Raw genomic sequence first — 12,360 nt, 5'->3', positions numbered from 1 at the left:
CCGCGCCGCCGCGTCCGGTTTTGGATTTCGGAAAGGTCTCCGGTAGAGTATTTACTCGTGCTGAGGCGCTAGAAAGTCCCGCGAGGGAGGCTCTGGAGGCCGAGGTCCATTGGGATATGGTGTAATTGGCAACACTACGGTTTCTGGTACCGTCATTCTAGGTTCGAGTCCTGGTATCCCAGCGAAGGTTCCGCGCAAGCGGGACCTCCATCCTGCCGAGGGGAGACCCGAGGCAGTAGCGTCCGGCCCCATCGTATAGCGGCCTAGTACGCCGCCCTCTCACGGCGGTAACGCGGGTTCGAATCCCGCTGGGGTCACGGTCGCAGCCATCAGGTGAACGTCAGTTCATCGACGGCTGCGGTGCTAGGGCCCCATCGTATAGCGGCCTAGTACGCCGCCCTCTCACGGCGGTAACGCGGGTTCGAATCCCGCTGGGGTCACATCTGAAGGGTCCCGGAGTTCAGGCTCCGGGGCCCTTCCGTTCGTCGCCGATTACCTCTCGGCAACTGCTGGTTCGGCTATTGTTCTTCTCTTGCTGAGTTGTTGCGAGAGCGTGCGAAGCGAGCGACGGCCCAAGTGCGTCATGCACCTGTGTCTCAGGCAGGCGAACGTTGCAACGAACGCACTCTGAGTATCGGTCGCGCAAGGGGCGGTATTGGCCCTCTCGAGTCGTCTCCGATAGTGTTCTTTTCTGGAAAACTGGACGATTCGATTCAGGGGATGACGTGGCCGACGAAGAACAATCGATGTCGAAGTTTCAGTTCGAAGTATTGAGTCCTACGTCACTAGCAACACTATGGATTCGGAGCGTTCCGGAAGTGCGAGACCGGGATTTCGTTGCAACCATTGACTTGGTCTCGGCGAAGGGTGAGACAGTACCAATCTCCGGCGGTCCGCGTCACTCCAGGCTTCTCGATTCCTGGTACTTCTATGTTCCTGCTTCGCCTGAAGGGAAGTTGGTCCCACTCGGCATCGTTGAGACGGGTGCCCCGTTTCGTACTGCACGTGTAGTCATCCGAAGCTGGGCGAAAGATGCGCAAATTGCGCCCAGCGCAGGAGTTTCCGAGGTCTACTTGGAGTGCCAAGCTCAAGGAATGATTGAGGCAAGTGCCCTCTGCGGCACCTTCCTCACCGGCGGACGGGGGGAACGAGCATGACGAATACATCTAGCGAAACGAATGTCGACATCTCGGTTGTTATCGGCTTCAAGGACTGGGGTCTTGAACGACTTCAGCTGTCGCTCGAGTCTTTGACACAGTCTTTCGGTTCCGCAGCTGGAGAAGTAGTCGTCTCAGACTACGGATCGACGCAGTTTGAGGAAGGCCATCTTCGCAGGCTGGTCGAAGATGCCGGTGCTGTGTACGTTCGAACGGATACTGATGGTCATTGGTCTCGGTCCCGAGCCGTCAACCGTGGATTCGGAGTCGCTCGCGGGCGAGTTTTGGTGGCCACGGATGCGGACATGATCTTCGCCCCGGGCGCAATGGAGAACGTGTTTCGCGCACTCGCGTCAGATCCTGGGACAGCAGTCGTGCTTCAATGCCGAGACCTTCCGGAAAAGTACGACCACGCATACGTGAGGCGTGAACGCCCCAGTTGGCAAGAGCTAGAACTCGTGAGTCAGATCCGTCCGCGCTGGGGGATGGGCGGGATGTTTGCTGCGTCAAGAGAATCCGTCGCGAGTGTCGGAGGCTACGACAACCGGATGCACACATACGGTGGCGAGGATCTGGACTTCGCTCAGCGCGTGCGACGTTCCGGGACTTCGATTCGCTGGATCGAGCATCCCAAAGTTCGTATGTACCACATCTGGCACCCGCCAACCATCAAGTCTGTGGAGCAGAGTGCTGCCGCCACGGCAGCAGTTGCTGCGAATCGGGCAATCCTTGCGACAGACATGACATGGAAGCGGAATGGCGCCGCGGGAGATTGGAATCTACCCTATGCCCGTCCGGTAGTGCGGATCGAGCTCTTGCAACCGAACACGGATGCTTGGGATTCTGCGTGTGCCACGAGTGTTCGTCGCCAGTCAGCGGACTCGTCCACACACTTCGAATCCACTGGGGCGGCGGTCGCCGGCGAGGGCTTCGATGGTGGGGCCATCTACGTGGCCCTTGTCCCTGGTGACACTGTCTTGAGTGCTGGAGCCGTTGACCGACTGCTCGGTGCCGTCGATGCGAATGCCCCAGTTGCCGTAGCCCCACTCGTGGACGTGATTGTCTCGAACGGGGCAGCGCCGAGAGTGGTGGAAGACGGTTCCAGCAAGCGCGATTTCGTCACTATTTTGGATGCTAGGCTCCTCTCCATCGCGCGCCCGGTTCTGGAAGCGAGCGGCAGCTCACTAGACCTGATTCGTCGTCTAGCCGTAGCTGGTGTTGCGGTTCGAGGAATCGAGTCGCCTTTGGGAATCCGTCTTCAAAACGGTGACCTGTCTCAAACCGCAGCTGATCAATCCCTGGATTTTGGGTTGGCAGAGTATTCGTTGCCGGAGGAGCTTGGGAGAGCATGCGGAACTGCGTCCGCGCGCGAGCTGATGTTGGCGCTCGTACCTGATGATTACAAGACGGTGGACCTTATCGTCTCGATCGAAGAGAACGAAGGTCTTGGCGACGTCAACGACCTCATACTTCGTTCCGCTCACTGGCAGCTTCGCAAGGATCTGGTCACAGGTCAGCGCCGATTGACTGCGCTCGTTCTCGATGCGACGTCAGATGAGTGCCATGAGTATGAGTCTTGGGCGGCCGAAATCGAGTACAGCCGCAGCATTGGCTCAGCACGCAACGTACAAGGGCTCGCGTCGAGGTTCGATGAGAGTGAGTCCATCCTGAGGGAAGTGCGGAACTCAACGCGCCACCTTCCAGGCGGCGAGAGATGCGTCGCGGTTGCCTGGCGCAAGCTCGGGAAAGACGGCCTGCCTGAACCCGTCGTTGATGGCGACTTCGCGGAACGGGGCACATGGTCAAGCGTCGAATCGTCAGAGAATGCGTTCGTCCTCTGGACTGAGGTTTGCTACTCCCAAGACGAAGCCCTGTCTGCACGAGATCTGCTTAGTCAGCTGTACTCTGATGGCTGGAATCAAGGATTTTTCGTTCCTGCCGCGGGGCCCGCAGGCTCTGAACTGGCTCATCGATGGATCACTGAGGACGGAGCAAGAATTGAAGCTTGACATGACCGCGGACGATTCCGAGCGAAAGCTGGTGATCGTTGCCAAGCCAGGCGAGCTGGACGCGACTCCGATCATTCCAAGTCTGGTCCTAGATTATGTGCCGCGGAACTTGAGTCCGGATCGTCTAGCAGTCGGTGCCATTCTTGCCTTTGCTCCATACATAAGTGGTCAGATTGTCCTTGACCGTCAGATCTCTGCCTTGACCGCGCAAGTGATCGAGGATCTTTTCGACCCGATCTGGGTCAATGTGGCTCCCCTTCATCCGGCGAACATTCCGCTCCCGCGAGGCAAGCAGAGAAGAAGACTCACGTGGGGAGGCCAACCAGACGTTCTCCAGCACTCACTTCGGCTTGTCGACAGGTCTGAGAGCGTCGGCATCTCGGTGCGCGACCAAGCCGTCACAGTGTCGACCAATGCACTCGACCTAAATGCCGTCGCACCGGCGAACTCGAGGCTGTCGGGGATGGCGGCCATCGGTATGGCCTCCATCCTCGCGGAGGATCTCGACGCATCGATCTTTGACGTTGACGCTGGACTGATGGGCGCGGACGGGGAGACATTGCGTCGAGTGTCACGCCTGATGTCCGCGACCGGACTCGGTCTTAATGTGGAAGGTGCTGCATGAGGTCATTGGCGGCCGAAATCCGGGGCACTGAACACGTTGATCAAGAGCTTCAGTCGGCCGCGGACAGATGGGCCATCGGCGGTCTAGGCGATGAGGCACTCCCCGTTTTGCGGGAGGCCTCGACTCTCGTGATTTCCTACAACTTCCCGCCCTTTGCCGACGCGAGCGCGGCTACCGTGGCCAAGCGCATTCGAGATGCAGCGAACCCGGTTGATGTGGTGTCTCAGAACATGAGTGCCATCAGATCACACGATCCCCAGCTCGAACGATTCGTGAAGCCGTACGTTCGGCATCTGACGAGTGTCAATGTACCTCCAACCTTCGGGGCCTGGCGAGGAATTCGAAACTTCGTCGAGGTCGGCTACGCGGCGATCGCCGACCGATTGTCTGAGAAGCGCTACTTGCGCATGTACAGCCGATCCATGTTTCCGGCATCACACGTTTTGGCTGCATACATCAAGTCCAGGCACCCGGAGATTCGCTGGATTGCAGAGTTCTCGGATCCCATTGCGCACACTGTGGAAGGAAGCCGGCGTAGTGGTGGGACGTTTGCGCTTGACCCGTTTGCTGTAGATTTCCTCGAACGAGTGGCTCCGGACTACGCGGCGGTTCTAGCCAAAGAGGGCTGCGTCTTCAAATGGTGTGAATACCTGGTCTATGCGTTGGCCGACGTTATTGGCTTCACGAATGAGCACCAACGCGATGAAATGATCCGAGCGGCGGAAGACGAATCCATGCGTCGTGCGATCTTCGCCAGAAGCATTGTCGACGAGCATCCGACGCTGCCAGATTCTTACTATGGGCCACCTTCAAGCACGACAGTCGCAACTCTGCCTTTGAGGGTCGGTTACTTTGGCGAGTTCTATCCGAACCGAGGTCTGGGAGATCTCTTCGCAGCGCTATCACAGATGGCTCCTGAAACTCGCCAGAAGATCCAAGCCGACGTATATACGAGCAACCCGGATCGGGTGCTTCAAGTTGCTTCCGAGTATGGAATCGAATCCTGTGTTGAGGCCCACGAGGCGCTGCCGTTCATGTCCTTTCTGCGTGAGCTCAGGAGAGTGGACTTTTTGTTCGTCAATGATGTCTTTCCAGGCGGAGCCTATAGGGAGAACCCCTACTTGCCGTCGAAGCTCAGCGACTACCTAGGAGCAGGCGTTCCGATCATCTCGATGATCTGGCCGAATAGTGCGATGGCCAAGAAGCGAGGACTCCACCACTTGCTCTCAGGCGACATCGACGGCCTCCGCAGTTTGCTGATGGATGCCATAGTCGCTCGTGGTGGGGCATGCGACACAACCGCCGTTGCTCGCAGCGAACCAACTTTCAAGGAGTCAAGCGATGCCATCTGAGGGCCCGGAATTGGTGCCGTCCGTTTATTGGTACAAGCCTTCGGGCTGGCCAAATCTTGGCGATGAACTCACGACGCTGATCCTCAGTCGACTCTATGGTGCACGACACACGCATCAGTCGTCGGTCGACGATGCGGATCTCGTGTCGGTCGGAAGCAACCTCAATCAGGTCTTTGGCCGGGCTGAAATGAAGGCGCGGACCAAGCCTCTCGCGGTCGTTGGTAGCGGCTTCATGCACCCTTTGCTTCGAGCCCCGAAGTTGCCGTACGCAAGAATCTATTCGCTTCGCGGCTTCTTGAGTATGGGGCTTCTCCCCGATCTGCCTGACGACGTAAGTATTGGCGATCCGGGTCTCTTGATTCCGCGAGTGCTGGATATGCAGAGTGCGCCCAGCCGACGATTCGGATTTATTCCTCACGTTTCCAGGATCGGAGATCAAGCGCTTCGCGGATGGGCCGAATCGCTGCCGGGCATTGCGTTGATCGACTTTAGAACGGACGACATAGACAGAATCGCGCAAGAGATCACTTCCTGTGAAGTAGTGCTCTCTCAGTCCTTGCATGGGCTCATCCTTGCGGACGCGCTTGGTGTTCCCAACGCATGGGTCGATGCCGGGGATCTTCACATGGGTGGTTCGTTCAAGTTTTACGACTATTTCTCTTCAGTGGGGAGGGACTTCGACCTGCGACTCAACGCCAAGAATAGCTTGTCGGAAGCGTCGGCTTTCGGTGTTGTCAGTGAAGTGAAACGATCTAAGATTCATGCACGTCAGGCAGATATAGCCGCAGCGTTCGAGTCGTACTTCGCCGAATCAAGCGTCAAGTACACTGGCCGAGATCAGTAGTAGAACTGCAGTAGGAAGCAGTGTGAAGTCAGGAGCCAGGTGTCCAGTCCCTTTTTCGTCGTCGAAAGCGTTGGCGCGACCATCCCAGAATCGTCCGGGATTGTCCGATTGCCACCGCGTCCCGAAGAACTTCAGCAGGATGGCTTTCGCGACGCGTTCGACTACAGGACGCTCTGGTACGAAGCGTTCAACACTCCGACTGGGATCTCGCTGTCCGGTCCACCGCTCCTGAATCTCCTTCCAACTTTGGCATCCGCGGTCTGGTTGGTGGACGGAGTCGACGTTTCTTCCAGCGTCTGTCTTGAAGATCGTGGACATGCTCAAATGTCTTACGTTGACGGCGTCCAGGGGAAGACTCTTGAGGTGAAATCGGCCGAATTCGAGGTCACTATCCCCATTGGGGTGTCATATGTGGGAGCTTTCGATGGTCTTCGGGCCATCTACACGAAATCCAAGAATAATCGCCTGAGATGGATCCGTGACTGGTTGACATTCCACGTCGAGGAGCACGGTGTCAACGCAGCGCTGATCTACGACAACGGATCCACAGACTATGCGCCTGAGGACGTATTGGACCTGATGACCGGTGTCCAGGGACTGGAGGCGGGTGTAGTCGTATCGTGGCCCTACAAGTTTGGCCCGCAAGCCGGCCCGAGCGGTCGTTTCGACTCCGACTTCTTCGAGTACGTTGTGGGGTCGGATGCTCAGAGGCGATTCTTGGGATCGTCCAGTGGTGTCATTCACGCCGACGTCGACGAACTGGTGCTGACCGGTGACGGAAGGAGTGTCTTCGAACACTTGAATGATTCGAAGACGGGATACCTTCGATACCACGGCTCCGTCGTCGAAGGGACGCCGACGAACACGAACTTCAATCAAGAAGACTTTAGTTTTCAGGACTTTGGCTACGTTGATCCGCAGAAGGCTTTGTCAACACCAAAGTGGAGTTGTCTCCCGGGGCGCCTCCCCAGCAACGTCCAGTGGAGGACGCACTCGATCCATGGAATGACGACGGCGATCTACTCCGGTGTCATCCATCGGCACTTCTATGCAGTAAGCACTGGGTGGAAGTTCCGGCGGTCTGCCACTGGGCTTGCAAAGGACTGGTGGGCTATTGACCAGCCAATCGCTGACGCGCTTCAGCGGCACCTGTAGCGGAATGCACGGATGAAAGCTATGCGACTGCTGGAGCGCTGCGCGTTGGTTTGGAGGTTCGATAGCAGGCGTTTAGGAATTGAGAGGTCCTATGGCTACCACGGACGGTGACGCTGGGCCCAGGGGTCTAGACCTACATCTTGAGAAGCTTCTTCACGATCTCTCGGAAGCCAAGTTCGTCCTTCAAAGCGCGGGCGTTGAGGACGCCCGTACGAAGAGGGCCCAGCTAGTGACTCAGGTCAGCGACTATATTCTTCCGCGTTACCGCAGCTTCGACGCGCCGCTGCTCGCCGTCGTCGGCGGATCGACGGGTGCCGGGAAGTCCACGCTCGTCAACGCCCTGGTCGGCAGGGTCGTCACGCGCGCCGGCGCCATCCGACCCACGACCCGGCAGCCCATCCTGCTCCACCACCCCTCCGAGTCGGCCTGGTTCGACGGCGATCGGATCCTGCCGGCCCTGCCCCGCGTGACGGGTACCGCGGCCGAGTCCGCGCCGCCGGCCGGGGGAGCTGAGGGCACCGGGACGGAGTCCCTCCTGCTCGTCGCCGACGATGTGGTACCGCGCGGGATCGCCCTCCTGGACGCGCCCGACATCGACTCCGTCTCCGACGGCAACCGCCGCCTCGCCCGTCAGCTGCTCGCCGCGGCCGACCTGTGGCTCTTCGTCACGACCGCCAACCGCTACGCCGACGCCGTGCCCTGGGCGCTCCTGAAGGACGCGGCCGCGCGCGACATCACCGTCGCCGTCGTCCTCGACCGCATCCCGCCCGGCGTCGAGGACGAGGTCGCCGACGACCTGCGCGCCATGCTAGCCGCCCAGGGCCTCGGCGCCGCGAAGCTCTTCACCGTCCCCGAGACGCCGCTCGGCCCCGACGGGCTCCTACCGGCCGACGCTGTAGCGGGCCCCAGCGACTGGCTCCGCGAGCTCGCCGGCGATGCCGCGGTACGCTCCGAGATCGCCCGGCGCACACTGGCCGGCGTCGTGGCCCAGCTCGCCGGCCGCGTCGAGGAGCTCGCGGCCGCCGAGGACCAGCAGCACGAGGCCGCCGCCCGGCTCCGGGCCGACGTCGACGCGGCCTTCAACGAGGCGCGGAGCGGGATCAGCCGGGCGGCCGGCGACGGCACGCTCCTGCGCGGGGAGGTGCTCGCCCGCTGGCAGGACTTCGTCGGCACGGGCGAGTTCTTCCGCTCCCTGGAGAGCGGCATCGGCCGGCTGCGGGACCGCATCGGCGCGTTCCTGAGCGGGAGGCCGCAACCCGTCAAGACCGTCGAGGAGGCCATCGAGTCCGGCCTGCACGCCGTCGTCGTCGACGAGGCTGCGACCGCGGCCGAACGGGTCGAGGAACGCTGGCGGCAGGACGCCGCCGGCCGGGGCCAGCTCGACGGCGCCGGCCTCGGGGCCGTCTCCGATGACTTCAGCGCCGACGCGGCCGAGGCCATCCGCGCGTGGCAGGGCGACCTGCTCGAACTCATCCGCAGCGAGGGCCAGGGCCGCCGGCTGACCGCCCGCATGGCGTCTTTCGGCGTCAACGGCGTCGCCGTCGCGCTGATGGTCGTCGTCTTCGCCTCCACCGCCGGGCTCACGGGACTCGAGATCGGCATCGCCGGCGGCTCCGCCGTCGTCGGCCAGAAGCTCCTCGAGGCGATCTTCGGCGAGGACGCCGTCCGCCGCCTCACCCGCAAGGCCAAGTCCCTGCTCGAGGAGCGCTGCGACGCGCTGCTCGAGGCCGAGGCCGGACGCTTCCTGCGCCTGTTGCCCACGGGGCGGACGCCGGAGGACACCGAGGAGCTGCGCCGGCTGGCCCACGGACTCCTGGCCACCCGGGCGGAGGGGGAGCAGTGACCCGCCGCCGCGGACGGGCCTCTGCCTCGCCCCTCGAGCAGCGGCTCGAGGCCCTCGATCGCGCGCGCGAGCTCGGCGAGGGCGTCGTCCCCGGGCCGGCAGCGGAGGCCGCACTAGCGGTCCTCGAGCGCGCCACGTCGCGCCGTTCGCTGAGCCCCGACCACACGGTCGTCGGCTTCTTCGGCGCGACGGGCAGCGGCAAGTCGTCCCTCTTCAACGCCGTGACCGGGCGTCAGCTGGCCCGAGCCGCCGCCACGCGCCCGACGACCTCACGCCCGCTCGCCGCCGTCTCCGGGAGCGAGGGCAGCGCCGAGCTGCTGGACTGGCTCGGCGTCGACGAACGGCACCTCCTCGACGAGCCGGAGGCCTCGGCCCGCGGCGGACGCGCCCGGCGGAAGGCGGCCCCGGGCGGGGTCGTCTTGCTCGACCTTCCCGACTTCGACTCCACCGAGGACTCACACCGCGAGGTCGTCGAACGGCTCGCTGGGCAGGTCGACCTGCTCGTCTGGGTCCTGGACCCGCAGAAGTACGCCGACGCGGCCGTCCACCACGGCTTCATCCGGCGCTTCGCCGGGCACGGCGCCGTCAGCGTCGTGGTGCTCAACCAGAGCGACCGCCTAGCCCCCGGGGACCGCGAGCCCGTCATGGACTCGCTCCGCCGGATCCTCGACGAGGACGGCGTGCGGCCCGCCCGGATCCTCGCCACCTCGGCCGTCCACGGCGACGGCGTGGGGGAGCTGCGCGAGCTTATCGGACAGATCGCCGATTCCCGCACGGCCGCGGGCGAACGGCTCGCGGCCGACGTCCTGCACGCCGCCGATCTCCTGGCGGACGGCGGCACGGGGTCGCAGGCCGAGGCGCCGGGGCGCGAGGCCCGGGCCCGGCTCGGCCGGGAGCTCGCCGACGCGGGCTCCGTCGGCACCGTCGTCGCGGCCGTCGAGAAGTCCTACCGCCTCCGCGCCGTGGCCGCGACGGGATGGCCGCCCACCCGCTGGCTGCGCAAGCTGCGGCCCGACCCGCTGCGCAGGCTCAACCTGCACCGCACCGACGTCGCCCCGGAGGTCAACCGCACCTCGCTGCCGGCCCCAGGCCCCGCCCAGCGCGCCCAATCCGACGCCGCCGTCCGCGCCTACGCCGATGCGGCCGCCCAGGGCGTGCCCGAGGCCTGGCGGGCGGCCATCCGCCGTTCGGCCCGGGCCTCCGCCGACCGGCTCCCCGACGCCGTCGACCAAGCCGTCGCGGGCGTCGGCACGACTGCAGGGAAGCGCAGCTGGTGGTGGACCCCGGCCTCGGTCCTGCAGTGGCTCGTCCTCGCCGTCGCCGTCGCGGGGGCCCTGTGGCTCGGCGGCCTCGCCATGCTCGGGTACCTCCAGTTCGACGTCCCGCCGGCCCCGGCCGTCGAGGGCTTCCCCGTGCCCACCCTCCTGCTCCTCGGAGGGATCGTTCTCGGCGTCGCCGCAGCGCTGGGCGCCGGGCTCGCGGGACGCCTGGCCGCGCGGCAGCGGGCACGGTCGGTCCGGCGCCGGCTCGAGGCCGCGGTCGACGACGTCGCAGCGCGGCTCGTCGTCGAACCCGTCGCCGCGGAGCTGACCCGCTACAACGACTTCCGCTCCGCCCTGGAGGCCGCCCGTGCCGGCTGAGGCCCGGACGGTCGCGGGGCTCGGCGAGGCCGGCCTCCTCGAGCTCGTGCTGCCCCGGCTCCGGGTCGGCGAGGCCCTGCTCGGGCCCGGCGACGACGCGGCCCTCGTCGCGGCACCCGACGGGCGGTTCGTGATCACCGCCGACACGCTCGTCGAGGACCAGGACTTCCGGCTCCGCTGGCCGTCCGGCTATGAGAGCACGGGGTTCGACGTCGGCTGGAAGTCCGCTGCGCAGAACCTCTCCGACGTCAACGCGATGGGTGCCGAGGCGAGCGCGGCAGTGGTCAGCCTGACATTGCCCCCTCGGACCCCCGTGGACTGGGTCCTCGGCTTCGCGGACGGCTTCGCCGCGGCGTGCGTCGGGCTCGGCGCCACGCGCTGCTCCGTGGCCGGCGGGGACCTCGGCACCGGTCGCGAGATCTCGGTGACCACGACGGTGACCGGGGACCTCGCCGGTCGACGCCCCGTCCTGCGCTCCGGCGCGCGTCCCGGAGACGTCCTGGTCGTGACCGGATCTCCCGGCCGCGCCGCCGCCGGGCTGTCCCTGCTGGAGTCCGCGGTGCCCGCGGCCGGATGGAACGACGACGAGGCCGGGCTCGCCGCCTCGCAGCTGCGCCCCGCCCCGCCCCTGGCCCTTGGACCGGCCGCGGCCGTGGCCGGCGCGACGGCCATGATGGACCTCTCCGACGGGATCGCCCGCGACGCCCCGCGCCTGGCCCGCGCGAGCGGCGTCGACCTCGTGCTCGACGCCGATGTGCTCGGGGACCTCGGGGCCGGGCTGCGCGGCCTCGCCGCCCGGCACGGGCGCGATGTCCTGGACTGGGTCGTCGGGGGAGGGGAGGACTTCGGCCTCCTGGCCTGCTTCCCGCCCGGTGCGGTGGCCGACGGCTTCACCGTGATCGGCCGAGCCGCCGAGGGCCGCGGGACCGTCCGGGGCATCCCCGGCGCGCACCGGGGCTGGGACCACTTCGAATGACGACGGCGCCGCTCAGGCGCCCGTGGCCTCCGACGCCGACCGGACGGCCTCGCTGAGCGCCGCCGCGGTGCGGCAGACGATGTCCGAGTGGACGCGCCCGGGCTGGCGCGTCAGGCGCTCGATCGGCCCCGAGATCGAGACCGCGGCGATCACGCGGCCGTTCGGGCCGCGCACCGGGGCCGAGACCGAGGCGACCCCCGGCTCGCGTTCGCCGAGGCTCTGGGCCCAGCCCCGGCGTCGTACCCCCGCCAGGATCGTGGGCGTGAAGCGGGCGCCGTGGAGGCCGTCGAGGAGCCGCTGGTGGTCCTCCCACGCGAGCAGGACCTGCGCCGCCGAGCCGGCCCGCATGGACAACTGGGTCCCCACGGGGATGGTGTCGCGCAGCCCGACGGGCCGCTCGGCCGAGGCGACGCACACGCGGTGCTCGCCCTGCCGGCGGAAGACCTGGGAGCTCTCGCCCGTCGCGTCGCGGAGCTGGATCAGCAGCGGGCCCGCGGCCGCGATGAGCCGGTCCTCGCCCGCGGCGGAGGCGAGCTCGACGAGCCGTCCGCCGAGGACGAAGCGCCCGTGGATGTCCTTGCCGACGAGGCGGTGGTGGACGAGGGCCTGGGCGAGCCGGTGCACCGTGGGGCGCGAGAGCCCCGTCGAGGCGACGAGCTGGGCGAGGCTCGTCGGGCCCGCCTCCAGCGCGTCGAGCACCATGGCCGCCTTGTCGATCACACCGACACCACTCGAGTTGTCCATAAAGTGATACTAGCG

At 65.1% G+C, this 12,360-nt stretch carries 9 protein-coding genes and 3 tRNA genes; 11 read left to right on the top strand and 1 reads right to left on the bottom strand.

The window, feature by feature from the left end; all coding sequences use genetic code 11:
• The first annotated feature begins 110 nt into the window (after nucleotides 1–110).
• The 11 genes from AC0QR5_RS04750 to thiL all read left to right on the top strand — a co-directional run bounded on the left by AC0QR5_RS04750 (nucleotide 111) and on the right by thiL (nucleotide 11,601).
• Nucleotides 111–182, top strand: a tRNA-Gln gene (locus tag AC0QR5_RS04750).
• Between the two features lie 62 nt (nucleotides 183–244).
• Nucleotides 245–317, top strand: a tRNA-Glu gene (locus AC0QR5_RS04745).
• 50 nt (nucleotides 318–367) lie between these two features.
• Nucleotides 368–440 (top strand) — tRNA-Glu (locus AC0QR5_RS04740).
• A 713-nt stretch (nucleotides 441–1,153) separates the two neighbouring features.
• The gene (locus AC0QR5_RS04735; RefSeq protein WP_329860875.1) at nucleotides 1,154–3,166 is read left to right on the top strand and encodes a glycosyltransferase family 2 protein; all 2,013 of its coding nucleotides are present in this window, start codon (nucleotides 1,154–1,156) and stop codon (nucleotides 3,164–3,166) included.
• Between the two features lies 1 nt (nucleotide 3,167).
• A complete protein-coding gene (locus tag AC0QR5_RS04730; RefSeq protein ID WP_329860874.1) occupies nucleotides 3,168–3,791 on the top strand; it encodes a hypothetical protein in 624 nt (207 codons plus the stop codon).
• A 128-nt stretch (nucleotides 3,792–3,919) separates the two neighbouring features.
• Nucleotides 3,920–5,143, top strand: a complete 1,224-nt coding sequence (locus tag AC0QR5_RS04725; protein ID WP_329860873.1) for a glycosyltransferase family protein — start codon at nucleotides 3,920–3,922, stop codon at nucleotides 5,141–5,143.
• The gene (locus AC0QR5_RS04720) at nucleotides 5,133–5,987 is read left to right on the top strand and encodes a polysaccharide pyruvyl transferase family protein (protein WP_329860872.1); all 855 of its coding nucleotides are present in this window, start codon (nucleotides 5,133–5,135) and stop codon (nucleotides 5,985–5,987) included. The genes AC0QR5_RS04725 and AC0QR5_RS04720 overlap by 11 nt, the downstream gene beginning before the upstream one ends.
• 39 nt (nucleotides 5,988–6,026) lie before the next feature.
• Nucleotides 6,027–7,142: a hypothetical protein gene (locus AC0QR5_RS04715; protein ID WP_430970709.1), complete on the top strand. Its 1,116-nt coding sequence runs from the start codon at nucleotides 6,027–6,029 to the stop codon at nucleotides 7,140–7,142.
• Between the two features lie 91 nt (nucleotides 7,143–7,233).
• Entirely contained in the window at nucleotides 7,234–8,985 is a 1,752-nt protein-coding gene (locus AC0QR5_RS04710) for a dynamin family protein (RefSeq protein ID WP_329860869.1), read from the top strand.
• Nucleotides 8,982–10,625: a GTPase gene (locus AC0QR5_RS04705; RefSeq protein ID WP_329860868.1), complete on the top strand. Its 1,644-nt coding sequence runs from the start codon at nucleotides 8,982–8,984 to the stop codon at nucleotides 10,623–10,625. The genes AC0QR5_RS04710 and AC0QR5_RS04705 overlap by 4 nt, the downstream gene beginning before the upstream one ends.
• The gene (gene thiL / locus AC0QR5_RS04700; protein ID WP_329860867.1) at nucleotides 10,615–11,601 is read left to right on the top strand and encodes a thiamine-phosphate kinase; all 987 of its coding nucleotides are present in this window, start codon (nucleotides 10,615–10,617) and stop codon (nucleotides 11,599–11,601) included. Before AC0QR5_RS04705 ends, thiL begins: the two co-directional genes overlap by 11 nt.
• Nucleotides 11,602–11,613: 12 nt before the next feature.
• Here thiL and AC0QR5_RS04695 read toward each other — a convergent pair whose 3' ends face one another.
• Nucleotides 11,614–12,345: an IclR family transcriptional regulator gene (locus AC0QR5_RS04695; protein ID WP_329860866.1), complete on the bottom strand. Its 732-nt coding sequence runs from the start codon at nucleotides 12,343–12,345 to the stop codon at nucleotides 11,614–11,616.
• Nucleotides 12,346–12,360 lie beyond the last annotated feature (15 nt).

The sequence above is a fragment of the Arthrobacter sp. J156 genome (genome assembly GCF_056172865.1).
Note: the sequence above shows the minus strand (reverse complement) of the source record. Positions and strands in the feature narration are given on the sequence as shown.

Bases quoted from the DNA above. Each gene is read 5' to 3' on its own strand.
- AC0QR5_RS04735 (WP_329860875.1), top strand. From the start codon at position 1,154: ATGACGAATACATCTAGCGAAACGAATGTCGACATCTCGGTTGTTATC.
- AC0QR5_RS04695 (WP_329860866.1), bottom strand. From the start codon at position 12,345: ATGGACAACTCGAGTGGTGTCGGTGTGATCGACAAGGCGGCCATGGTG.
- AC0QR5_RS04720 (WP_329860872.1), top strand. From the start codon at position 5,133: ATGCCATCTGAGGGCCCGGAATTGGTGCCGTCCGTTTATTGGTACAAG.
- AC0QR5_RS04730 (WP_329860874.1), top strand. From the start codon at position 3,168: ATGACCGCGGACGATTCCGAGCGAAAGCTGGTGATCGTTGCCAAGCCA.
- AC0QR5_RS04710 (WP_329860869.1), top strand. From the start codon at position 7,234: ATGGCTACCACGGACGGTGACGCTGGGCCCAGGGGTCTAGACCTACAT.